The following is a 23,881-nucleotide window of genomic DNA, read 5'->3' as shown; positions in this document are numbered from 1 at the left end:
ACTGAATGAAAAGAAAAGTTTCACCAGATATCAGTATTTTGCGCTAGTATAGATGAATGATTTATGGAAATAGCTAATCTGTCTGACCTTACTTTACTAAAATTTTATTAAAATCAGCGAACGACAAGATGATAACAGAGAGAGCTTTCATTTGATTTAAACGATTTTCTCTTACAGCTGTCTCTTCTGCCATGACCATCGTATGATCAAAATATTGTTCAATTGGCTGCTTTAAGCTTTCAAGAAGAGTAAATTGTTGTTCAGCTGTCTCTACTTCTTTTAGTCCTTTTTGAACGCGAAGAAACTCTCTATGTAAGACCTTTTCCTCTTCATTCTCGAAACGCTGCTCATCAATCTCTCCTATCACTTCAGCTTTCTTAGCAATATTTACGACACGACTAAGCGCTTCCGTCGTCTCTTTAAAGCCCTCTTCTTCCTTGTGAGCCATCAATACATCCGCCTTGGCAAACAAGGAAGGCAAGGAACCAACAGGCCCTGCAAGTACAGCATCAATTAAATCGTAACGGATCTCTCTCTCCTGCAAGCTGTGTTTAACACGGAGCTTGAAGAAGGAAACCAATTCCTCCAAGAGCGCTTCTGCTTCTTTCTCACCAACATTGTCTTCTTTCACTACTCCGATTGCCGTTTGTAAAACCGTCTCAAGTGAAATGCTCCATTTCTTTTCCGCTAAAATAAGAACGACACCAGCTGCCTGTCTTCTTAAAGCGTAAGGGTCCTGAGAACCAGTTGGAATAATGTCTACTGCAAAGCAAGAGACGATCGTATCTAACTTATCGGCTAGACTAACAATGGCTCCAGTGAATGTCTCCGGCGTCTCATCATCAGCGTGCCGCGGTTCGTAATGTTCATTCACTGCTCGAGCGACTTCTGAATCTTCTCCTTTCTGCTGGGCGTATTTCTCTCCCATAATACCTTGCAGTTCTGGAAACTCATAAACCATCTGAGTTACGAGATCAAATTTACAGATTTCTGCTGCCCGGTCTACTTTTTGCTGCACCTCTTTTGAAGCACCTGTTAATTCACTTAGCTTAGCAGCTAGGCGGCGAATACGGCTTACTTTTTCAGATAACGTTCCGATCTTTTCATGGTACACAATCGTTTGAAGCTTATTTAAGAAAAAGTCGATTTCCTTACTTTGATCTTCTTTGTAGAAAAAGTCAGCATCTGCAAGTCGCGCTCTTAATACTTTTTCGTTCCCACGGGCCACAACATCAAGTGAACGGCTGTCACCGTTTCGGACTGTAACAAAGTAAGGAAGAAGCGTGCCTTCTTTATCTTTTACTGGGAAATAGCGTTGATGCTCTTTCATAGAAGTGATCAGCACTTCTTCCGGCAATTCAAGGAATTCTTTATTAAAAGAACCTGATAAAGCTGTTGGATATTCTACTAGGTTATTGACCTCTTCGAGCAGTTCTTCATCAACCGGAATTACCCATGACTTTTCTGCTTCCAATTCAGACAATTGGCGACGGATCATCGCTTTCCGCTCAGCAGGATCTACGATAACAAATTGTTTTTTGAGCTGTACTTCGTATTCTGCTGGAGCTGTGATCGTGATCGTGTCACCCAAAAAGCGGTGTCCCTTCGTTATCCGGTCTGTCACGACATTTGTAATTTCGAATGGAATAACGTCTGAACCAAACAACGCCACGATCCATTTAATCGGACGGATATAACGAAGGTCGTTATTTGCCCAGCGCATGTTTTTTCCAAAATGTAAGTTCACGACAATGTCCCGAAGCTTTGGCAATAAATCAATTGTCGGCTGGCCTTTAATAAATTTATTAACGTGTACATATTCAACACCATTAATTTCTTTAAAGTAGATATCTTCTACCGTTACTCCCTGCCCACGTGTAAAGCCAATCGCTGCTTTTGACCAAGAGCCATCTTCTTGAAGAGCAATCTTTTTTGCCGGTCCTTTTGCTTCTTCTTCAATATCTTCTTGGGCTTCTGCCACTCCCTGCACTAAAACGGCTAAACGGCGCGGAGTTGAATATAACGTAATGCCTTCATAAGAAACTTTTTGCTCTTGTAAAAATTCTTCTACCTTGCTGCCGAGCTGGTTCATCGAATCTGTCACGAAGCGAGCTGGCATTTCCTCCAGGCCAATTTCTAACAGCATATCTCTCTTACTCATGTTCCGCCTCTCCTTTCTCTTTTAACATTGGGAATCCTAGTTTTTCACGCTCTGCATAGAATGTCTTCGCTATTTGTCTTGCTAAATTACGCATGCGGCCAAGGTAAGCTGTTCTCTCTGTAACGGAAATGGCTCCTTTAGCATCTAAGACGTTGAATACGTGAGAGCATTTTAAAACATAGTCATACGCTGGGTGAACAAGCCCCTCGTCCATTTGGCGTTTCGCTTCTTTTTCATAAATCGCAAATAAATTAAACAACATATCGGCATCTGATGTTTCAAATGTGTATTTAGAATGTTCAAATTCAGGCTGATAAAAAATATCTCTTACCGTAAAGCCTTCTGTCCACTCTAAATCAAAGACGTTCTCTTTCTCTTGAATATAAGAGGCGAGCCGTTCAATTCCGTATGTGATTTCCACCGAAACCGGCTTACACTCCAGACCGCCGACTTGCTGGAAATAAGTAAATTGTGTGATTTCCATACCGTCAAGCCATACTTCCCAGCCGAGCCCTGCACAGCCGAGGGATGGATTTTCCCAGTTATCTTCTACAAAACGGATATCATGATCGAGCGGCTCAATGCCTAACGCTCTTAAAGAATCTAAATACATCTCCTGAATGTTATCAGGTGAAGGTTTCATGATGACCTGAAATTGATGATGCTGATACAAACGGTTCGGATTTTCCCCGTAACGGCCATCTGCTGGACGTCTGCTCGGTTCTACGTAAGCAACGTTCCATGGTTCAGGACCGAGGGCCCGTAAAAAAGTATAAGGGCTCATTGTACCGGCCCCTTTTTCTACATCATATGCCTGCATCAGAATGCAGCCATGATCAGACCAGTGTTTTTGCAAGGTTAAAATCATCTCTTGAATATTCATAGCTATGCCTCTCTTTCTGTAATGGGTGATAGTCACCTGTTTTATAGGAAAAGCAGGATATTGATTCACCGTGAGCACTTTCATTAGCTTCGTGAATAGAATAGGCTGCAGAATTTTACAGCTTTACACAATAAAAAACTCTCGTCCCTATGTACACAATGTACATAGGGACGAGAGTTACCCGCGGTTCCACCCTATTTGCCGTATGATACGGCCTCTTTTCCAAAACGCTGCTCCAGACCGCCTTTCCATGATGCTCTTTTCCCGGCTTTCACCATCCCGGGTTCGCTAGTAAAAGAGGAAATCATGTACTCCATTCCTTCACTGCAGCCAACTATTTATTTGATTGAATATAAAAAACTTAATCGAAAACAGGAAATTTGTCAATCCTCTTCTTGTTCTTTATTGAGCAGCGACTGCATTCGTTCCATTTGATCGAGAAATTTTCGTGATTTTAAATAAATCCCGGAATATTCATCATAATAAAGCGAAATAGCTTTTCGCAATTCTTTTTTCGTTTCTTCTTTTACATTAATATTGCCAAGCCGATTTAAATCGAAAAAATAAAACAGCCGCAAAAGCTTAATAGCAGCTTGTGATAATGGCAGTAAATAGGGATCGATTTCAAAGCAGCGGTGACATAAGAAGCCATTTTCCCGAATAGAAAAAGCAAATCGACCTTCCCGGCTGCCGCAATTTACACAACTGGACAACTCGGGATGCAGGCCGATCACTTGCAGCATCTTCATTTCAAAAATAGCCGTTAAAATTTCAGCGTCATAGCCTTCGTTCAAATAATGAAGAGACTGCTCGAACAGCTCATACAAGTAGGGATTAGGCTTTTTTTCCTCTGTGCTTTTGTCGAGCAATTCAGCCATATAAGCAGCATGTGCCGACATTATTAAATCTTCACGGAGATGCCGCATCGACGTCAGCATTTCACCCTGCTGCAGCGTGCCAAGCCCGCTGCCCGACTGGACTAAAAAACTGCCATGCGTAAACGGCTGTGTAATAGAAGAAAGGCGGCTGTTTGGCTTTTTTGCTCCCCGCGCCATAAAGGCCAGCTTGCCTTTCTCCCGTGTAAAAATAGTGACTACTTTATTGGTTTCACCATAATCGGATGTTCGAATTACGATTCCTTCAATCTTTTGAAGCATGAGAAGGCCGTCCTTTCATCCTCCTCAATTAGTCATTTCGGCAACCGGAAAATCGGGACTAGCCAATTGCTGCTCTTGTTCAAATAAGGAATATTTGCCGCCTTTTTCAATCTCCTTGTATAAAAGATACATCTCGACACTTCCCGTTTCTGAAAAGACTTTCCATGTAAAATCTAACATGTTTTTCCCGCCTTTCTTAATTGAAACTGGCATTTACCCTTGGCTTCCTTATTAGCTTCACCGATTCCTTTTTGATTATGAGGAGCAAAAATTTCTAATTATCCATTGATTAATATTCATCTTCGCGGAATCCGAAATCGCGAAGGTTTGATGCTTTATTGCGCCAGTCTTTTTGGACTTTTACCCATAGTTCTAAAAATACTTGCGAACCAAGTAAATGTTCAATATCTTGACGTGCCCGCTGGCCAATTTCTTTCAGCAAAGCGCCTCGCTTCCCGATGACGATTCCTTTTTGTGAATCACGCTCTACGACAATGGTAGCCATGACATTAATGATCTCTTTATCGCCTCGCCGCTCTATCTTATCGATCACCACCGCAATCGAATGCGGGACTTCCTCTCTCGTTAAATGGAGGACTTTTTCTCGAATAAGCTCAGAGATGATAAAGCGCTCGGGATGGTCTGTTACTTGGTCAGCTGGATAGTATTGCGGTCCTTCAGGAAGCTTTTCTTCAATTTGTGCCAACAGACGCTCTACATTATTTCCCTCTAAAGCGGAAATCGGAATAATTTCCGCAAACGGGTACAAGCTTTTGTACTGATCGATTAATTTTAATAGCTGATCGGGATGAATCTGGTCAATTTTATTCACGACAAGAAAAACGGGTGTAGGAATGCCTTTTAATTTCTCAATAATGAATTCATCACCGCGTCCGTAGCCTTCCTCCGCATTGACCATAAAAAGCACAAGATCAACTTCCTTTAACGTATTGACAGCGACTTTCATCATAAAGTCTCCAAGCTTATGCTTTGGCTTGTGAATGCCCGGTGTGTCAATGAAAATCATTTGAGCATCTTCTTTTGTATAAACTCCCTGTACTTTATTTCTCGTTGTTTGCGGCTTATCGCTCATGATGGCGATTTTCTGGCCGATTACTCTATTTAGGAAAGTAGACTTTCCTACGTTGGGACGGCCAATAATGGAAATAAAGCCTGATTTATAGGTTGAATTTGTGTCTTGTCTATTCATGTAAATCCTCCGGTGAAAATGCTCCTGGCAGCAATTCTTTAACAGTAGTTTCTTCAACGTCACCTTGCAGGTTTGTTAAAATCACTTTCATATCTGGTGTGCAAAGTTCAGAGATAACCTGGCGGCATGCGCCACACGGAGGTACCGGGCGGTCCGTATCAGCAATAACCGCCAACGCCGCAAACTCCTTTTCTCCCTCAGACCACGCTTTAAACAAAGCGGTTCTTTCTGCACAATTACACATGCTATAAGCAGCATTCTCTATATTACACCCGTGGAAGACCTTCCCGTCCTTCGTCAGAAGTGCCGCTCCTACTTTAAATTTCGAATAAGGAACATAAGCACGCTCTCTTGCAATAGTTGCTTCCTTAATTAATTGTTCTTTTTTCACTTTTTATGCTCCTTCACTTTCTATTTTAATATAAAATAGTCTTTTTGTAATTCATTCTGTTTATTTTTTTCTGAAAAATCACAATTATCTAAAATAAAGAATATATTTTTGGTAAAAAAATAATCGCTCCTACTATAATAGAGAGAAGGGAAAACCACAAGACAGCCCCCGCTGCCAAGTCCTTCGCCTCTTTTGCTAATGGTTGATAATCTTTCGTTACTAAATCAACCGTTTTTTCTATCGCAGTGTTGATGATTTCAAGTGTCATCACTCCAAAGATCATAAGTAAAATGAACAACCATTCTACACGTGTCAAAGAGAAATATACCCCTGCCATCATCACTCCTGACGCCGCTGCGAGATGAACACGGAAATTAGGCTCTTTTACTACAATCCTTAATCCGTTTAGCGCAAAGCGAAAAGAAGAGAGGAACCGTTTCCAGCGGAATGTTTCTTTATCGTTGCAATCCGAATTCATTCAAAATTTCCTTCTGTTTTGCAAACATAACCTTTTCTTCTTCCTCTGTCATATGATCATACCCAAGCAAATGAAGAAGGCCATGGACAGCTAAAAAGCCCAGCTCTCTCTCAAAGCTATGACCGTACTCAACAGCCTGCTCTTTCGCCCGTGTAACCGAAATAATAATATCTCCTAGTACCCGTGGCAAATCTTCCGCACCTGTAATCTCTATTTCATCCTCATCCATTTCTTCTAACGCAAAAGAAATAACATCTGTCGGCTCATTCTTTCCACGATACTCTCGGTTGATTTCTTGAATTTTCGGATTATCCGTAAAAGTGACTGACACCTCACTGCCATCTGCTACACTTTCCTTTTCAGCTGTCAGCTCTAATAACGCCTCTACAAGTTGGAAAGCTTTCGATCCCAGCTCTTCCGTTTCATCTATCATATCGATGACTAGACCCATTTCCTTCCTCCATTCTTTTCTTTCCCTTCCAGCAAATAAATGGAACGGTACTTTATATCCATATAGTATCATTTTCTCTTGTACGTAAAATCATAACAGGTTTTTCAAAAAAAATCATGTTCCGCTCTACGAAAAGAAAAACAGCCAGTCCTTAGACTGCCTGTTCGAGCCGTTCACAAACGTTCACTTTCTTCGTTGCTCGCCTGTCTGCGGGCTCATGACCCTGACGGTCACTCTGCTCCTCGAAAGACAAGCACTTGCAATTAACTGTCCATTTCCTCATAGGCTTGAATGATTCGGGCAACAAGCGGATGGCGGACGACATCACTTTGCTCTAAATAAATAAAAGAAATGGACGATACACGGTTTAAAATATGTTCCGCTGACACAAGCCCTGATTGTGCTCCTTTTGGCAAGTCGATTTGCGTGCGGTCACCCGTAATAACCATTTTCGATCCGAAGCCGAGCCGTGTTAAAAACATTTTCATTTGAGCTTTTGTTGTATTTTGTGCTTCATCTAAAATCACAAAGGCATCATCAAGTGTCCGGCCTCGCATATAAGCAAGCGGCGCCACCTCAATCGTTCCCCGCTCAATGAGCCGCTGTGTGTGCTCTGTACCCAATACATCATGCAGCGCATCATATAGCGGGCGTAAATATGGATCAACTTTTTCCTTTAAATCTCCAGGCAAGAACCCAAGGCTCTCGCCTGCTTCTACAGCCGGCCTCGTTAACACAATCCGTTTGACTTGTCCTGTTTTTAAAGCATGTACAGCCATCACGACTGCCAAATAGGTTTTTCCCGTTCCTGCCGGGCCTATACCAAACACAAGATCGTGTTTACGGATCGCCGTCACATACTCTTGTTGGCCAAGTGTTTTGATCCGGATAGATTTCCCTTTTGCATTCTTAGTAATTTCTTGGTCATATAATTCATCCAAATATTCAATCGTTCCGTTTTTCGCCATTTGCACAGCATTCATGACGTCCCGCTCTCCTATGTTAATGCCTTTACGAATAATAAGGAGAAGACGGTAAATGATTTCTCTAACCAGTGCTGTGTTGGCTTCTGTGCCAGCTATATGAATCGTTTCTCCCCTTGTGATAAGAGATACATCGAATTCCTCTTCTAAAGTGGTTAGGTTTTTATCCGATACTCCGAGTAATGCTGCTGCCTCATTCGGATTTTCGAGCTGGATGTTCATTACGTTCTTTTCTTCTGGCATTCTCTTTGTCTCCTTGAGTGATTGGTTTCCCTACAGCTATATTTTCTAGTACTTGGAAGTGTATAGATAATTTAACTTTACCATTCGTGAACTGTCTCTGCAAAATTTTTTGACCGCGAATTTCCGCTTTTTCAGGCAATTTTGACTCTAGATCGCCTCTTGCAATGGCTAATGCCTGCTGCTCCGCTTCCTTTTCTGTATAAGAACGGCTTGTTCTTCTGCTTTCATAATACGTTTTTTCTACATAGTTGATCGGCAGCTTCATTCCAACAAAAGAAACAGAATGTACTTGCTCGTCCTTCTTATAGTTTGCAAAAGAGTGACTTTTAAATCCCCATATAGGAAATCTAAATGCCTGGACCTCAAACATATGCTTTTTTACTTGACGGCCGGTTAGGACTTGGAATTCTGTTGTTATAGGCATCTCGACAGTTGTTTTATACCACGTTTCTCCAAGAACTTCGCCATCAGCAGCCACTTCTCTTACCTTTTCTTCTGTTCCAATGAACCCTGAGACAAGCAGCTGGCCTTTATGAACAAACTGATCTCGTTTCACGGTGGCCTGTCCTTTTTTAACAAACAATTTCACCACGACTGCTTCTTTAGCTGCCACAAGGTGCTGAGGGCCATTCTTTTTCTTCTCTTTTGGTTCATTTTTTTCTACAACTCGGAAATGAAACGTGCTGCCTTTCACTTCTACGCCAATCCAAGTTAATCCTTCAATCTGATTTAACAGTTTATGTTGAATGGTTTCAGGATCATCCATTCCGAAGATAAATCGTCCTTTTTCAACTCCCATACTAGCTAATTCCTTGCGAATTTGGTGTTCCATTTTGGGGCTTGCCCCGCCAATATCGATCCGCCACACGATATTTGACAACAATAAAATAACAACAAAGAAGGCAACGAGCCCGACTACGAAGCCTGAGCTTTTCCACAGTCTTTTCAGTAAAAAAGGGAAGCCTTCTCCCCTATAAAAGCGTATCTCCCCCTCAAATGTGCGTGCTTCTCTTCTCACCTTGTGAATATGCTGGAGCGAACAGGAAAATGTGATCGCCTGCTCACTTTGCCTGCTTACCTGCCAAATAGGGACCCGCGAACGAATCAATCGATTAATAAAGCGTTCCGCTCCTTGCCCCTCCACTTTTACGAAAATAATACCTTGAAAAAAAGCAAGCCACTGATTGTTCAAGCTTTTTCCCCCTTACCCATCCAAATAAACGAGCTTTTCAATTTTTCCTTCAATTAATATTTCTTCTGGCAAGATGGTCTTGATAGTAAACGACTGTCCTTTAATTAACAACTGACCTTTCGTGAGCATTAATCTTACTTCTTTATCCGAGAAAGCAAGCAAGCCTCTATGATTTTCAATATAGATATGGAGCTGGCCAATCATCGTGATCCGGGGAAGGTCCATCATGACATCTTCGGGTAGATTCAGCGATTTTGTCAGCCAGCTTCTCATTTGCTCTCCCCACTTTTTTGTCATAAAAAAAGAACCCCCCTCTCCTTTCAAATGTATGAAAGGAGAGGGGGGAACATGTCAGTTTATTTCCGTCTCAGCGCTTTAGGAGGGGCAAGGATTTCTGCCAAAATGATTCCTTTTACTAAATCGTCCGCCTCTGCTTCAAAAGCGAGCTCAGCCGCAGGAGAATCCTTTGCTTGATCTTCTTGAAAACGGCTGAGACGGCCTGTCGTTCTGTCACGGCGTGGGGTTTCCCTTTTGATTTCTTCGTATCTTTCTTTTACGTCTGTCTGCTTTTTCTGAACAGACTCACCGGCTTCTTTCTTCGTCTGCATGAGCACATCACTTACAGAAGGAGAATCCGGCTGTTTTGGTCGTTCTATTGGCTTTTTCTCCTCTTTCTTCTCACCTTTTAGCCGGCTAGTCATAACCGAGATGAGTCCGACAATAATGGCTATAATGATAGACTCCATAGAGGACCTCCTTCAACAAAGCACCCCTTAATTGCCTTGATTCTTTCCGTCTTTATTGCCACCAGCCATTTTACCGATTGAACCCCGCATCCCTGTGTCTGCATCAATATTTTTATAATTCATATAGTCCATCACACCAATGTTGCCTGTTCGTAAGGCTTCTGCCATAGCAAGCGGTACATCCGCTTCGGCTTCTACTACTTTCGCCCTCATTTCTTGGACGCGCGCCTTCATTTCCTGCTCGTTGGCTACAGCCATCGCCCGGCGCTCTTCCGCTTTTGCCTGGGCAATGTTCTTGTCTGCCTCAGCCTGCTCTTTTTGCAGCTCGGCACCGATATTTTTGCCGATATCCACATCCGCAATATCGATCGATAAAATTTCGAATGCCGTACCAGCGTCTAATCCTTTACTCAGTACAGTTTGCGAAATCATATCAGGATTTTCAAGCACTTTTTTGTGGTTGTCACTAGAACCAATCGTACTAACAATCCCCTCACCAACACGGGCAACAATGGTTTCCTCGCCTGCTCCACCGACGAGCCGTTCGATGTTAGCGCGTACTGTAATACGGGCTTTCGCCTTTACTTCAATCCCATCCATCGCCACACCGGCAATAAACGGTGTTTCAATCACTTTTGGATTGACACTCATTTGTACGGCCTCTAGCACGTCACGGCCAGCGAGATCGATCGCCGCACACCGTTCAAAGGACAATTCGATATTAGCTCGCTGTGCGGCAATTAACGCATTGACAACGCGATCTACATTCCCTCCCGCTAAATAATGGCTTTCCAATTGATTCGTCGTCACATTTAATCCGGCCTTTGAGGCTTTAATCATCGGATTCACGACACGGCTTGGAATCACTCGACGGAGTCTCATTCCAACTAACGTAAAAATGCTTACTTTTACACCCGCTGCTAAAGCAGAAACCCATAGCATAACGGGAACAAATGTAAAGAATATGGATAACACAATAATACCAATAATAACTGCTGCAATGATAAACACAAAGCTAGGATCCATTAGATTTCCCCCTTATTCATCCATTTCTCGGACCACGATTCGTGCTCCTTCTACCTTTACGACTGTTACTTCTTTTTCCGCTGTAATGAAACCACCCTCGCTGACCGCATCAATTCGTTCATTATCAATAACGACTGTACCGGCTGGCCGGAAAGGTGTTTTTGTTACGCCTGTTTTTCCAAGAAGCTCTACACGGTTTACATTTGATACATAACCACTTTCCGTATTGGTAGAATCGGTCAGAATGATCTTTTTAAAAAATTTCATTTTTTTACCAAACACCTTTACCATTAAAATCATAGCCACTATTGAAACTGACATGGCAATTACTAGCGATAACCCCATCCATTTTACATTGTCTCCTGCCAGTAAAATGCTCCCCGCTAGAGCAGAGATGCCCAATATACCGGCTATTCCGCCTGGAAGGAACAATTCAGCCACAATGAGCAGTGCTCCTATCGCAAATAGCAGAACAGACTCATAGCCAGCAAGACCTGCAACTAAGTGGCCGTAGAAAAACAAAAACAAAGAGACAAGGCCGACAGATCCAGGCAGCCCAAAGCCCGGTGAATACAGCTCAAGAATCAAACCTAGACTCGCTAAAGATAGCAAGATCGGCACAATGATTGGATTCGTTACGAAGCGGGCCACCTTTTCTGCCCAGCTTTCTTTCACCTCTACAATAGGCGCCCCTGCTGCCTTCTCGTGCTGCAAGACGTCTTTTAACTGGTGGACAGTTGCTTTTGAATAACCCGTTTCCAGCGCTTCCTTGGCCGAAAACGTTAACAATTCACCTTTGCCTGCATTGTATTCAGGCAAATCTACATCAGGATCAGCCATCGCGATTGCATACTTAGGATCAAGACCGTTCGTTTGGGCAGCGCTTTTCATAGCAGAGCGCCAGTAGCTTTGTGCTTTCTTATCCGCCATGTTCCCCTGCTGGTCGATAATCGCTGCTGCTCCCATTTGGCCATTAGGCACCATATAAATCGCATCTGCATGAAGAGAGATAAAGGCCCCTGCTGATAATGCCCGGTCGTTAATAAAAGCAACCGTTCGTGTATCCGTTTCATCTAGCAGCTTGCCAATCTCACCAGCGGCATCAACCGCCCCGCCTGGTGTATGGATATCCAACACAATTAACTGCGCCCCGTTATCCTCCGCTTCTTTAAATGAACGTTTCATAAAGGCGTACAACCCTTTTTCCACTTCATCATGCACCGGTACGACATACACGGGCTGCTCTTTAGTTTGTGAAAAAACCGGAAAACTGAATCCTGCCAAAATAAGTAACACTCCAAAGAATAGACCGAACCCTCTCCTTATCAAACTCACCACCCCTCTACTACTCCTTTTTCTTCTATACGTATAGTCTAAGGAAAAAGTTTCAAAAATATAACAATAAAAGCGGAAGGCGCTTGTTTAGTGCGATAGGAGGTTGGAGAGATTTCTGTTGGAGTCGTCCTTTGACTCCTGCAGAAATCTTGAAACCGCCGTACGCACTAGCGCCTATAGCTGGACAAAGAAAAGCGGAAGCGGTCCGATTAGCCCGATAGGAGGTTGGAGGACTCGACAAGGAGTCGTTCTTTAGACTCCGACAGAGAGGCCGAAACCGCCGTACGGGCTGGCCGCTGCAGCTGGACAACAAAAAAAAGCGGAGCCTACTGCTTTGCCCCGACAAGCATAAGACGAAATGGCGAAGTGGCGTTCTTCAGCCACACAGCCAGGTCGGCTTATGACCTCGAGGGGCAAGGAGGCGCAGCTGGACACTAGAGGAACGGCGGCTAAAGGCGCGACATCGTATCGCAACGCCCTCACTAGCACCTCGTGTGTGTCAAAGCGGAAAGCGCTTGTGTAGCGCTACAGGATCAGATTTTTGTAAACAACATAAATCGTGAGTCTTTAAAAAGAACCATAAAAAAAGATGACAGGATCACCTGTCATCTTCTTTTAAGAAAGTTTTTGCTGAACGAGCTTGTTGACGAGACCGCCATCAGCCCGGCCTTTTATCTTCGGCATTAATGCGCCCATTACTTTGCCGATATCTGCTTTAGAGGAAGCATTCACTTCAGCGATGGTTTCTTGAACAATCGCTTCTAATTCTTCATCTGAAAGCTGTTCTGGCATATATGAGTTCACGTAAGTCAGTTCAGTTTGAATTTTAGAAACGAGGTCAGCACGCCCCGCCTTTTCAAATTCATGGAGGGAGTCTTTGCGCTGTTTCACTTCACGAGAAAGAACTGCCAACTCTTGATCTTCTGTTAACCCTTCACTGCCTACTTTAATGGCTTCATTCTGCAAGGAAGCTTTTAACATACGGATCACAGTTAATTTTTCTTTTTCTTTGTTTTTCATCGCTTGCTTGATGTCGTCATTTAAACGCTCGAGAAGACTCAAAGTATTACCCTCTCTCTCATTAGAACTTACGTTTTCTAGCCGCTTCTGATTTCTTTTTACGCTTTACGCTTGGTTTTTCATAAAATTCACGTTTTCTTGCCTCTTGTAAAGTTCCAGTTTTGGAAACAGCACGTTTGAACCGACGTAGAGCGTCTTCAAGCGATTCGTTTTTACGAACAACTGTTTTTGACATATCTCTTTCCCTCCCTCCGAACACTTACGATTACATGTTCCGTAACGGAAATTCCATGTACCAAATAATTATAATACAAGCCAGTAGGACGGTCAAGAAATTCCTTTTCAACCATCGATATGTTTATTCAGTACTTAATAATCTGACTTCCCTTTCAGCCCTTGAACGATTTGTACACCCGAGCTGGCTCCAATTCTCGTTGCTCCAGCCTTGATCATGCTAAGAGCATCTTCCTGGCTGCGCACCCCTCCAGATGCTTTTACGCCAATGTCTGGACCGACTGTTTTCCTCATTAGCCGCACATCTTCCTCTGTTGCTCCCCCTGTAGAAAAACCGGTAGATGTCTTTACATAATCAGCACCCGCCTCAACAGATAACCGGCAAGCCCGTTCTTTTTCCTCATCCGTTAACAGGCTCGTTTCGATAATCACTTTTGTCAATGCTTTTCCACGTGCCGAAGCAGTCACAGCTTGAATGTCTTTTAACACGGTCTCATCGTCGCCGGCTTTTAAGGCACCAATATTAATGACCATATCGACTTCTGTTGCTCCATTTTCAATAGCATCTTTTGTTTCAAATGCTTTTACTGCCGTTGTAGTAGCCCCTAATGGAAAGCCAATTACGGTACATACTTTTACCTTTGTGCCTTCTAGCTGCTCGCTTGCATAAGCGACCCAAAATGGATTTACACAAACAGAAGCAAACTCATAAGCTCTTGCTTCTTCACAAAGTTTTTTGATTTCTTCTTTCGTTATTTCTGCTTTAAGCAGCGTATGGTCAATTGTTTTTGCAATATTTCCGAATTGATCTGTTATCAAGTGACTAATCTCCTTTTCAACAAGTTGTCCGTACCTCTACTTAGAGTACCATCGAATGGGAAAAATGGCGAGTATCTTGAGCAGCTTTTCTACTTGTTTTCTTTTACCATACCCTTTTTTAAGTAAAATAAAAGCCTTTCATACAATTTTTATGTATGAAAGGCTTTTATTTTATATTAAACAGTCGGCTCTAACTCTTCATCCATTACACGAACAAATTGGCCTTCGTTATATGGATAGCCTGCTTTTGTGATTTTTACTTTTACGATCTGACCGACCATTTCCTCAGTTGCTGAAAAGACTACTTTTAAATAATTATCCGTATAGCCCATGTACAATCCTTCTTCTGGTCCTTCTTTGAAAGGCTCTTCAGGAATAACTTCTAATACTTCACCTTCAAAACGGGAAGCATACTCTTTCGCAAGCTGGTCAGAAAGCGCAATAAGGCGGTGGACCCGATCGTTTTTTACTTCTTCATCAATCTGATCGTCCATGCGCGCTGCTGGTGTGCCTGTCCGCTTCGAATATGGGAAAACATGAAGCTCAGAAAATTGATGTTCTTTAATAAAATTGTATGTTTCCATGAACTCTTCTTCTGTCTCACCAGGAAAACCTACAATAACATCTGACGTAACCGCAAGTCCAGGAAGGGCTTGTTTCAACCGGTTTAAACGGTCAGCGAAAAACTCCATTGTATACTTACGGCGCATTCTTTTCAAAACGGTATTAGAGCCGGACTGCAGCGGGACATGTAAATGTCTAACAACAATGTTAGAGCGATCAATTACTTCAATGACTTCATCTGTAAGCTGGCTCGCTTCAATGGAGGAAATACGAATCCGTTTTAATCCTTTTACTTTTTCCTCCAAGTCCGTTAACAGCATAGCCAAGTTATAATCTTTCATATCAGAACCGTAACCGCCCGTATGAATACCCGTTAACACAATCTCTTTATAACCAGCATCCACAAGCTGTTGAGCCTGGCGAATCACTTCTTCCGGGTCACGGGAACGCATTAAGCCGCGAGCCCATGGGATAATGCAAAAAGTGCAGAAATTGTTGCAACCCTCTTGGATTTTTAAAGAAGCACGTGTGCGGTCTGTGAAGGCCGGAACGTCAAGCTCTTCATAGACGCGGTTTTTCATAATGTTGCCGACCCCATTGATTGGCTGGCGTTCTTTTTTATATTGCTCAATGTATTCTAGCATCTTGACACGGTCTTGCGTACCGACTACCACATCTACCCCTGGAATAGCCATGATTTCTGCCGGAGAGGTTTGTGCGTAACAGCCCGTTACACAAATAACAGCATCTGGGTTTTTGCGGACAGCACGCCGGATTACCTGCCGGCTTTTTTTATCACCTGTGTTCGTTACAGTACACGTATTAATAACATATACGTCAGCAATTGCTTCAAATTCTACACGGTCGTAACCTTGACCTTTAAATAATTGCCAAATTGCTTCCGTTTCATAATGATTTACTTTACATCCAAGTGTTTGGAATGCCACTGTAGGCATGATCATCACCTCATTAGTTCAAAATGGTAGGAGATGGCAGACAATGCGTAAAGTGGAGCTGTTTCCGTCCGTAAAATTCGTGGACCGAGTCCACATGGAATAAATCCGCTGCTCTTTAGCTCTTCTGCTTCTTTCTCCGATATTCCGCCTTCGGGACCAAAGACAATCAACACTTCATCGCTCGGCTGCATTTCGTTCAACAATCGATGAAATGCCGTCTTCTCCCCCTTTTTACTTTCTTCTTCAAACGCATATAATTTAAACGGATACTCTTGTCCGATTTGAATTAATTGTTGAAAATCTACCGGTACGTGTACTTCCGGCACGCGGTTTCGCTGAGATTGTTCAGCTGCTTCTTTAGCAATTTTTGCCCAGCGCTCTGTCTTTTTCGCAGCTTTCTTCTCATCCCACTTTACGATGGAGCGATCCGCATGAAAAGGGACAAACTTGCTTGCACCAAGCTCTGTTCCCTTCTGAATGACGAGTTCAAGCTTATCCCCTTTCGGCAGGCCGCTCGCAATCGTGACAGCAACCGGCAGCTCTTTTTCATCATGCAGCCATTCCACAATAAAAGCAAGGGCACGGTCATCGGAAATATCTTCAAGTTCTACTCTTGCCGACGCTCCATTTGGAAAAACGACCGATACATGGTCTCCTTCCTTCGCACGCATTACGCGTTTTAAATGGTGAAAGTCCTCTCCCGCAATTGTTACTTTTTCATCGTTTTCTGGCTTGTCATTTAAAAAATATCGCTGCACCATTGTCACCCCATCTGCCAAAGTTTCGTTCAGGCTGTTGATAAACGCCCGCTTGCTGCAGTGCTTATGACTTTTTCGAGTGCATTGCTCTCGAGTGGGCTTCCCGCTTCGAGAGCGGAACGCTTTCAGCCAGCCTGAATGATTAAAATAGACTTTATCTATATTCTCTCTTTTCTTGTACGCACTGTTTATTGCTTTTTAGCAATAATCGCCACCCAGTCTTCCATTAAAACTGTTTCTTCTACAACGAATCCGGCAGCTTCCACTGCTTCTTTGACTAGGTCTTTCTTTTGACCGATAATGCCTGATGAAATGAAATAACCGCCTGGTTTTACTTTTTTAGCTACGTCTCCCGTAAAAGAGAGAATCACTTCAGCTAATATGTTCGCCACAACGACATCTGCTTGCTCATCAATGCCGGTAAGCAGGTCATTTTTTAACACTGTCACCGTCTCGGCTACTTTATTTAATTGAACATTTTCTTTTGCTGATTCAACAGCGACTTCATCAAGATCAAGAGCTGTTACTCTCTTTGCTCCGAGCAGGGCGGCTCCAATGCTTAGCACACCTGAACCGGTACCCACATCCACAACATAGTCTCCCGGCTGCACATAACGTTCTAATGCTTGCAGACACATGACCGTCGTTGGGTGCGTGCCTGTTCCAAATGCCATTCCTGGATCAAGCTCAATGATTAACTCATCGGTGCTTACCGGCTCATATCGCTCCCATGTCGGCACGATCGTAAATTTCTCGGAAATTTTCACTGGATTATAGTATTGTTTCCAAGCCGTTGCCCAGTCTTCTTCAAATACCTCAGTTAATTGTACTTCATTACGGCCAATGTCGATACCATAACTAGCCAGGTTTCTGATGGATTCCTGTATGCCTTCTACCGTTTCAGCGAGAAAGCTGTTAACAGGTAAATAAGCTTTCACAATAACAATGCCTTCTTCTGGATAATCCTGAGGATTGAGCTCATAAATTTCACCAAACTGGTCTTCTCTTTCTCTTGTCAGTTCAAGTGGATCTTCAATGACAACTCCGCTTGCACCTGCTTCATGCAAAATGTTTGAAATTGGTTCCACGGCTTCATTTGTTGTTTGAATACTAATCTCAGACCACTTCACGTCTTGCCAGCTCCATTCTCATTTAGTCACGCTTTAATGCGCGTTTCACTTTATCAAAAAAGCTTTTTTCCTGCTCATCCAGCATTTCACCGCTTGCTTCTGCGAATTCACGCAGCAAATGCTTTTGTTTTTCATTTAGTTTTGTTGGGGTGATCACTTTTACACGAATATGCTGATCTCCTGTTCCATAGCCGCGTACGTTAGGCACACCCTTTCCACGCAAGCGGAATTTTGTACCGGTCTGCGTTCCGGCTGGTACTTTAAGCTTTACCTTGCCATGGATGGTCGGTACTTCGATTTCGTCGCCAAGGGCAGACTGAACAAATGTAATTGGAATTTCACAATAAATGTCATCGCCATCCCGATCAAAAAGCTCATGAGGAAGCACGCGGAACACAATAAATAAGTCACCTGCAGGACCGCCATTTATTCCCGGCTCTCCTTGGCCTGCTACACGCAGCTGCTGACCATCATCAATTCCGGCTGGTATCTTAATATGGATCTTTGTATTCTTTGTTACGATACCGTCCCCCCCACAAGTCGAGCACTTTTCTTTAATCAAATTGCCCGTTCCGTTACAGTACGGACACGCACGACGATTCACAATACGGCCAAACGGGGTGTTCTGCTCAACATTCAATTCACCTGTACCGTGACAATGATTACACGTTTCTGGCGTGGTCCCTGGTTTAGCGCCTGTGCCATGACAAGTATCACATGTTTCTTCTTTTGGAATTTCAATATCTGTTTCTTTTCCAAATACAGCCTCTTCAAAACTAATCGTCATTGTATATTGCAAATCGGCCCCTTGGCGCGGAGCATTTGGATCTCTTCGGCGGCCACCGCCAAAGAAGGTACTAAAAATGTCTTCAAAACCGCCAAAGCCGCCAAAGTCCTGTCCGCCAAAGCCTTGGTTAGGATCAGTATGGCCAAATCGATCATATTGAGCCCGTTTTTGATCGTCATTTAACGTTTCGTATGCTTCTTTAATTTCTTTAAACTTTTCATCTGCACCGGCTTCTTTATTAATATCCGGATGATATTTTTTGGAAAGCTTTCGGTATGCTTTTTTAATTTCATCTTTTGAGGCGCCTTTTTCAACACCCAGCACTTCATAATAATCTCGTTTACTCATATGATTGCCCACTCCCCGACTCATTTCACATAAAGGCTATTTTAACATAATTGCTTAGCAATAGTGAATATTATTCATTGAAAAAAGCCAAAGCCAAGAAATCCTGACTTTGACTTTTCAATGTCTGAAAGGCAGACGTGTACGGCAATTATTTCTGGTCGTCTACTTCTTCAAACTCAGCGTCAACCACATCGTCGCCTTTTTGACCGGATGCTTGTGCATCTGCTCCTTGAGCTTGCTGTGCCTGTTTCGCTGCTTCTTCATATAATTTTACTGACAAGTTTTGCACGATTTCGGACAGTGCATCTTTTTTCGTGCGAATTTCTTCGATTTCATTTTTCTCAAGAGCCGCTTTTAATTCTTCTTTTGCGTCTTCTGCTTTTTTCACTTCATCGGCATCTACTTTGCCTTCTAGCTCTTTTAATGTTTTTTCAGTCGTAAAGACAAGCTGATCTGCTTCGTTTCTCAATTCTACTTCTTCTTTTAGCTTTTTATCTGCTTCTGCGTTTTCTTCCGCTTCCTTCACCATGCGGTCGATTTCTTCATCGGATAAGCCAGAAGAAGATTTAATCGTAATATTTTGCTCTTTGCCTGTTCCAAGGTCTTTCGCGCTGACATTTACGATACCATTTTTATCAATATCGAATGTTACTTCAATTTGTGGAATACCGCGTGGTGCCGGCGGAATATCCGTTAATTGGAAGCGGCCAAGCGTTTTGTTGGCAGATGCCATTGGGCGCTCCCCTTGAAGAACATGAATATCAACTGCTGTTTGACTGTCAGCTGCTGTAGAGAATACTTGGGATTTTGAAGTCGGGATTGTTGTATTCCGTTCGATTAACTTCGTAAATACGCCACCCATCGTCTCGATTCCAAGCGAAAGCGGTGTAACGTCTAAAAGAACAACATCCTTAACATCCCCTGTTAATACACCGCCTTGTACGGCTGCTCCCATCGCTACTACTTCGTCGGGGTTTACACCTTTATGCGGCTCTTTTCCTGTCGCTTTCTTGATAGCTTCTTGAACAGCAGGAATACGAGTTGATCCACCTACTAAAATAACGCGGTCAAGTTCAGAAGCTGAAATGCCGGCATCAGAAAGCGCCTGACGTACTGGTCCCATCGTACGTTCAACTAGATCAGCAGATAATTCATCAAATTTTGCACGAGTTAATGTTACTTCTAAATGAAGCGGTCCTGCTTCTCCTGCTGTGATAAACGGCAGGGAGATTTGCGTAGAAGTCACACCAGAAAGATCTTTTTTCGCTTTTTCCGCTGCATCTTTCAAACGCTGCATCGCCATTTTATCTTTTGATAAGTCAATACCGTTTTCTTTCTTGAACTCTTGTACTAAGTAGTCGATAATGACTTGGTCAAAGTCGTCACCACCAAGGCGGTTATCACCCGCTGTAGAACGAACTTCAAATACACCATCGCCAAGTTCAAGAATAGATACATCGAATGTTCCGCCGCCTAAGTCATAAACGAGAACAGTTTGATCTTCATCCATTTTATCCATTCCGTAAGCAAGAGCCGCTGCAGTCGGCTCGTTAATGATCCGTTCTACTTCAAGACCGGCAATTTTCCCGGCATCCTTTGTTGCTTGGCGCTCTGCATCGTTAAAATACGCCGGAACAGTGATAACGGCTTTTTCTACTTTCTCGCCTAAATAATCTTCTGCATATGATTTTAAATATTGTAAAATCATCGCTGAGATTTCTTGAGGAGAATATTCTTTTCCTTCTACCTCAACTTTATGATTTGTTCCCATATAACGTTTGATGGAAATGATCGTGTTAGGATTTGTAATCGCTTGGCGTTTAGCCACTTCCCCTACTTGGCGTTCACCATTTTTGAATGCAACAACAGATGGTGTTGTCCGGTTACCTTCTGGGTTTGGAATAACTTTTGGTTCTCCACCTTCGAGAACCGCCACACATGAGTTTGTTGTTCCTAAGTCGATACCGATTATTTTACTCATTTGCGATTTGCCTCCTTTGAAATATGTAATGGTTTACTGATTTACTTTCACCATCGACGGACGAATAATGCGATCTTTCAGCTTATACCCTTTTTGAAACTCCTCAATCACTTCATTAGGGCCGTACTGGTCATCGCTGTCTGTCATGACGGCTTGATGGAAATTCGGATCAAATTCTTTGCCAACTGCCTCAATTACTTCTACGCCTTCTTTCTCAAGCGCTGCAACGAGGCCTTTATATACCATTTCCATTCCTTGCAGTACGGATTTCGTTTGTTCGTTCGACGCTTCTACCTTTAGTGCACGTTCGAAGTTATCTAGCAATGGAAGAAGGTCAGAAATTAAGCTTTGAGCACGATATTTTTCACTCGCTTCTCGATCTAACTGCGTACGACGACGAAGGTTATCAAAATCAGCAAGTAGACGTAAATAACGATTCTCTGCTTCTTCAAGCTTTTGCTCTAGCTCATTTATTTTTTCAAGAGAAGCATCTGCTGCAGGCTGTTCTTCTTCAGCTGTCGCATTTTCCGCTTGCACAGGAGCTTCTTCTGTTGAAGGCTGCTGTTCCATTTCTTCTTTCTCTTCTTGGTTCAAATCTTTTTCTTCTGCCATTCGTTTCACCTCCTTTAAAGAATTAACTAATACCCGCTCGCCGCCTTTTTGCACAAAGAGAAGGAAATTAGCAAAGAAACGCTAATTTCCGTCTGCTTCTGGCTACCTTCATCCATTATGATACAAATTCGTTAAAGCCTTTGTCATGTCATGACTTAAGAAGTCAACAAGACTAATGACACGCGAATATTCCATTCGTGTCGGACCAAGAAGCGCGATAGTTCCAACTTGTTCGTTCCCAATAGAATAAGAAGCGGTGATCAAGCTGCAATGCTGCATAGCAGCATTTTTATTTTCTTTTCCGATCTTTACTTGAATACCCGCAGGAACCCCGCTAATCAAACGGTATATCCCCTCTTCTTGGTCGATCATGTTCATCACAAGCCTAATTTTCTCGATATCGTGGAATTCAGGCTGGTTTAAAATATTTGTTTTCCCGCCGAAGAACAGCTTTTCATTCGCATGCAAGTCTACTGCTTCCGCAAACATCGACAACAATGCATCGTGATTGCGGATATGACGGCGCAATAACACAACAATTTCTTTATATAATTTATCATGCAGCTCGGAAAGCGGTACACCAATGAGCTTTTCATTTAATATATTGACCATTTTCTCAATATCAGAGGCGTCTACTTGTTCAGGCAAAGTAAACGTCCGATTTTCAACATGGCCGGTATCGGTGACAATTATTGCAACAGCTGCATCCTGGCCAAGCGGCACAATTTGCAGCTTCTTTAACTTGTTGTCTTTTAATTCGGGCCCTAACACAATTGCCGTGTAATTGGTCAGCTCAGATAAAATTTCTGCTGATTTCTGCACAACCTTCTCGAGCTCATAAACTCGATCCACAAAAATAGAGTTAATCGTCTCTACTTCCTGATAGTTAAGTTTTTTCGGACGCAGCAAATGGTCCACATAATAACGATATCCTTTTTCTGACGGTACACGCCCTGAAGAAGTATGAGGTTTCTCTATAAAACCTAAATTCTCCAACTCTGCCATATCGTTACGAATCGTAGCCGAGCTATATGTTATGTCTTTTTTTTCCGCAAGACTGCGGGAGCCGACCGGCTGTGCAGACCGAATGAAATCATCAATAATTATTTGCAAAATAAAAAGTTGACGATCGGTTAACATCGTTGATCACCTCTTTTAGCACTCGGTCGTTATGAGTGCTAAATCTATAAATAAATTATCAAAATCAGCGATTAATGTCAACGACAGAGCACTCATTATCCAACTCTGTTATTCATCCTCTCCAGTAAGCAAAAATGCCTGAAACACTTCATTTCCGAGAAGCTTTCCCTGTGCTGTCAGCCGAATAGATTCATTCTCCTCTACCACGAGCAGCCCTCTTGTAACCATGTCTTCAACCGGCCCTTTAAATAAGGAAAACGGAGACACACCAAATTTCCCTTTAAAATGTGAAGCTGAAACACCTGCCGTTTTACGAAGCCCGAGAAACATCTCTTCCTCCATTTGCTCTTTTTCAGTGAGCTTGCTCTCATACAGCAAAGGAAACTGTCCGTCCTGAATCGGGGTCATATATTTCTTTAAAGGCCCGTGATTAGACCGTCTCGTTCCATCGATATAAGCATGAGCACCGGCCCCAAAACCATAGTAGTATTCATTATTCCAGTATACAAGATTATGGAGGCTTTCAAACCCAGGGATGGCAAAATTACTGATTTCATATTGCCGCAGACCGGCAGCTGCCATTTCTTCCATAAGCAATTCATACATCGAGGCCTCTGTTTCCACTTTTGGAAGCGGAAGCTCGTCTTTTCTCATTAGATTATAAAAGACCGTTTTAGGCTCAATAATTAATGAATACCCTGAATAATGCGGAAGCTGCAAGCTTAAGGCCTGCTTTAAGGTGGCTTGAAAATCAGCAAGTGTTTGATTCGGCAATGCGTATATTAAATCTATACTAATATTATCAAATCCAGCTTTTTTTGCGTCTTCTACTGTAGCAAACACATCACTGCTTGAATGCGTCCGTCCAATGGCACGAAGGAGTTCATCATTAAAAGATTGGACACCAAGACTTAATCGATTGACTCCATAGTCCTTGAGCACTCTTAATTTCTCTAGCGTTAAATCTCCAGGGTTCGCTTCAAACGTAAACTCGCCTTTTGTAAATGGCAGCTGATTGCGAATAGCCTGACATAGCTTTTCAAGTTGTCCAGCAGTCAGGGCCGTCGGCGTTCCTCCACCAACAAAAATGGTAGTAAGCCGTTCCGTTGGATATTGCTCCATTGTCATTTTCATCTCAGCAGCCAGTGCCTCTATATAATCATCTACTGGCTGGTTTTTCAGAAAGACTTTATTAAAATCACAATAATGACAAATTTGCTGACAGAAAGGAATGTGAATATAAGCGGAACGTATCATGTAAAAACTCCTCTTTGTG

At 42.8% G+C, this 23,881-nt stretch carries 26 protein-coding genes; 1 reads left to right on the top strand and 25 read right to left on the bottom strand.

Going from position 1 to position 23,881, the window contains the following annotated elements; genetic code table 11:
• Positions 1-88 precede the first annotated feature (88 nt).
• The 14 genes from glyS to A8F95_RS02060 all read right to left on the bottom strand — a co-directional run bounded on the left by glyS (position 89) and on the right by A8F95_RS02060 (position 12,250).
• Entirely contained in the window at positions 89-2,161 is a 2,073-nt protein-coding gene (gene glyS / locus A8F95_RS02125) for a glycine--tRNA ligase subunit beta (protein WP_065409014.1), read from the bottom strand.
• Positions 2,154-3,044, bottom strand: coding sequence for a glycine--tRNA ligase subunit alpha (gene glyQ / locus A8F95_RS02120; protein ID WP_049663233.1), 891 nt, complete (start codon positions 3,042-3,044; stop codon positions 2,154-2,156). Before glyQ ends, glyS begins: the two co-directional genes overlap by 8 nt.
• A gap of 383 nt (positions 3,045-3,427) precedes the next feature.
• Complete coding sequence (gene recO / locus A8F95_RS02115) at positions 3,428-4,201, bottom strand: DNA repair protein RecO (protein WP_049663236.1); 774 nt, start codon at positions 4,199-4,201, stop codon at positions 3,428-3,430.
• 24 nt (positions 4,202-4,225) lie between these two features.
• A complete protein-coding gene (locus tag A8F95_RS02110; protein ID WP_065409433.1) occupies positions 4,226-4,381 on the bottom strand; it encodes a YqzL family protein in 156 nt (51 codons plus the stop codon).
• Between the two features lie 109 nt (positions 4,382-4,490).
• Positions 4,491-5,411, bottom strand: a complete 921-nt coding sequence (gene era, locus A8F95_RS02105; protein WP_065409013.1) for a GTPase Era — start codon at positions 5,409-5,411, stop codon at positions 4,491-4,493.
• On the bottom strand, positions 5,404-5,802 hold the full coding sequence (locus A8F95_RS02100) for a cytidine deaminase (protein WP_065409012.1): 399 nt from the start codon (positions 5,800-5,802) through the stop codon (positions 5,404-5,406). The genes era and A8F95_RS02100 overlap by 8 nt, the downstream gene beginning before the upstream one ends.
• An 88-nt stretch (positions 5,803-5,890) precedes the next feature.
• Positions 5,891-6,280: a diacylglycerol kinase family protein gene (locus tag A8F95_RS02095; RefSeq protein ID WP_065409011.1), complete on the bottom strand. Its 390-nt coding sequence runs from the start codon at positions 6,278-6,280 to the stop codon at positions 5,891-5,893.
• Positions 6,258-6,731 (bottom strand): rRNA maturation RNase YbeY, encoded by a 474-nt coding sequence (gene ybeY, locus A8F95_RS02090; RefSeq protein ID WP_065409010.1) that lies wholly within the window; start codon positions 6,729-6,731, stop codon positions 6,258-6,260. The genes A8F95_RS02095 and ybeY overlap by 23 nt, the downstream gene beginning before the upstream one ends.
• Positions 6,732-6,994: 263 nt before the next feature.
• On the bottom strand, positions 6,995-7,957 hold the full coding sequence (locus A8F95_RS02085; protein ID WP_049663252.1) for a PhoH family protein: 963 nt from the start codon (positions 7,955-7,957) through the stop codon (positions 6,995-6,997).
• The gene (gene yqfD, locus A8F95_RS02080) at positions 7,908-9,149 is read right to left on the bottom strand and encodes a sporulation protein YqfD (RefSeq protein WP_065409009.1); all 1,242 of its coding nucleotides are present in this window, start codon (positions 9,147-9,149) and stop codon (positions 7,908-7,910) included. The genes A8F95_RS02085 and yqfD overlap by 50 nt, the downstream gene beginning before the upstream one ends.
• Before the next feature lie 12 nt (positions 9,150-9,161).
• Positions 9,162-9,446, bottom strand: coding sequence for a sporulation protein YqfC (yqfC, locus tag A8F95_RS02075; RefSeq protein ID WP_049663258.1), 285 nt, complete (start codon positions 9,444-9,446; stop codon positions 9,162-9,164).
• A 59-nt stretch (positions 9,447-9,505) separates the two neighbouring features.
• A complete protein-coding gene (locus A8F95_RS02070; protein WP_065409008.1) occupies positions 9,506-9,895 on the bottom strand; it encodes a hypothetical protein in 390 nt (129 codons plus the stop codon).
• Positions 9,896-9,922: 27 nt separating this feature from the next.
• Entirely contained in the window at positions 9,923-10,921 is a 999-nt protein-coding gene (floA, locus tag A8F95_RS02065) for a flotillin-like protein FloA (protein WP_065409007.1), read from the bottom strand.
• Positions 10,922-10,933: 12 nt separating this feature from the next.
• A complete protein-coding gene (locus A8F95_RS02060) occupies positions 10,934-12,250 on the bottom strand; it encodes an NfeD family protein (protein ID WP_065409006.1) in 1,317 nt (438 codons plus the stop codon).
• A gap of 231 nt (positions 12,251-12,481) precedes the next feature.
• Here A8F95_RS02060 and A8F95_RS02055 point away from each other — a divergent pair, with 231 nt between their 5' ends.
• Positions 12,482-12,694: a hypothetical protein gene (locus A8F95_RS02055; protein ID WP_065409005.1), complete on the top strand. Its 213-nt coding sequence runs from the start codon at positions 12,482-12,484 to the stop codon at positions 12,692-12,694.
• Positions 12,695-12,871: 177 nt separating this feature from the next.
• Here A8F95_RS02055 and A8F95_RS02050 read toward each other — a convergent pair whose 3' ends face one another.
• The 11 genes from A8F95_RS02050 to hemW all read right to left on the bottom strand — a co-directional run bounded on the left by A8F95_RS02050 (position 12,872) and on the right by hemW (position 23,862).
• Positions 12,872-13,318, bottom strand: coding sequence for a GatB/YqeY domain-containing protein (locus A8F95_RS02050; RefSeq protein WP_049663269.1), 447 nt, complete (start codon positions 13,316-13,318; stop codon positions 12,872-12,874).
• A 19-nt stretch (positions 13,319-13,337) separates the two neighbouring features.
• A complete protein-coding gene (gene rpsU / locus A8F95_RS02045; protein WP_041097322.1) occupies positions 13,338-13,511 on the bottom strand; it encodes a 30S ribosomal protein S21 in 174 nt (57 codons plus the stop codon).
• 134 nt (positions 13,512-13,645) lie between these two features.
• Positions 13,646-14,329 carry a deoxyribose-phosphate aldolase gene (gene deoC, locus A8F95_RS02040; protein ID WP_077247167.1) on the bottom strand — a complete coding sequence of 228 codons (684 nt, stop codon included), beginning with the start codon at positions 14,327-14,329 and terminating at the stop codon, positions 13,646-13,648.
• 176 nt (positions 14,330-14,505) lie between these two features.
• Complete coding sequence (gene mtaB / locus A8F95_RS02035; RefSeq protein ID WP_065409004.1) at positions 14,506-15,849, bottom strand: tRNA (N(6)-L-threonylcarbamoyladenosine(37)-C(2))-methylthiotransferase MtaB; 1,344 nt, start codon at positions 15,847-15,849, stop codon at positions 14,506-14,508.
• 5 nt (positions 15,850-15,854) lie between these two features.
• On the bottom strand, positions 15,855-16,607 hold the full coding sequence (locus A8F95_RS02030; RefSeq protein WP_065409431.1) for a 16S rRNA (uracil(1498)-N(3))-methyltransferase: 753 nt from the start codon (positions 16,605-16,607) through the stop codon (positions 15,855-15,857).
• 188 nt (positions 16,608-16,795) lie between these two features.
• Positions 16,796-17,737 carry a 50S ribosomal protein L11 methyltransferase gene (prmA, locus tag A8F95_RS02025; protein ID WP_065409003.1) on the bottom strand — a complete coding sequence of 314 codons (942 nt, stop codon included), beginning with the start codon at positions 17,735-17,737 and terminating at the stop codon, positions 16,796-16,798.
• A 22-nt stretch (positions 17,738-17,759) separates the two neighbouring features.
• The gene (dnaJ, locus tag A8F95_RS02020; RefSeq protein WP_065409002.1) at positions 17,760-18,872 is read right to left on the bottom strand and encodes a molecular chaperone DnaJ; all 1,113 of its coding nucleotides are present in this window, start codon (positions 18,870-18,872) and stop codon (positions 17,760-17,762) included.
• A 148-nt stretch (positions 18,873-19,020) separates the two neighbouring features.
• On the bottom strand, positions 19,021-20,853 hold the full coding sequence (gene dnaK, locus A8F95_RS02015) for a molecular chaperone DnaK (protein WP_049663277.1): 1,833 nt from the start codon (positions 20,851-20,853) through the stop codon (positions 19,021-19,023).
• 33 nt (positions 20,854-20,886) lie between these two features.
• A complete protein-coding gene (gene grpE, locus A8F95_RS02010; RefSeq protein WP_065409001.1) occupies positions 20,887-21,465 on the bottom strand; it encodes a nucleotide exchange factor GrpE in 579 nt (192 codons plus the stop codon).
• A 108-nt stretch (positions 21,466-21,573) separates the two neighbouring features.
• Positions 21,574-22,605 carry a heat-inducible transcriptional repressor HrcA gene (hrcA, locus tag A8F95_RS02005; RefSeq protein ID WP_065409000.1) on the bottom strand — a complete coding sequence of 344 codons (1,032 nt, stop codon included), beginning with the start codon at positions 22,603-22,605 and terminating at the stop codon, positions 21,574-21,576.
• A gap of 108 nt (positions 22,606-22,713) precedes the next feature.
• Positions 22,714-23,862 (bottom strand): radical SAM family heme chaperone HemW, encoded by a 1,149-nt coding sequence (gene hemW, locus A8F95_RS02000; RefSeq protein ID WP_065408999.1) that lies wholly within the window; start codon positions 23,860-23,862, stop codon positions 22,714-22,716.
• Between the last annotated feature and the right edge of the window lie 19 nt (positions 23,863-23,881).

It is taken from the genome of Pseudobacillus wudalianchiensis (assembly GCF_001685015.1).
Taxonomy (GTDB): domain Bacteria; phylum Bacillota; class Bacilli; order Bacillales; family Domibacillaceae; genus Pseudobacillus; species Pseudobacillus wudalianchiensis.
The sequence above is the reverse complement of the archived record's forward strand: the minus strand, read 5'-3'. Positions and strand labels throughout refer to the sequence as shown.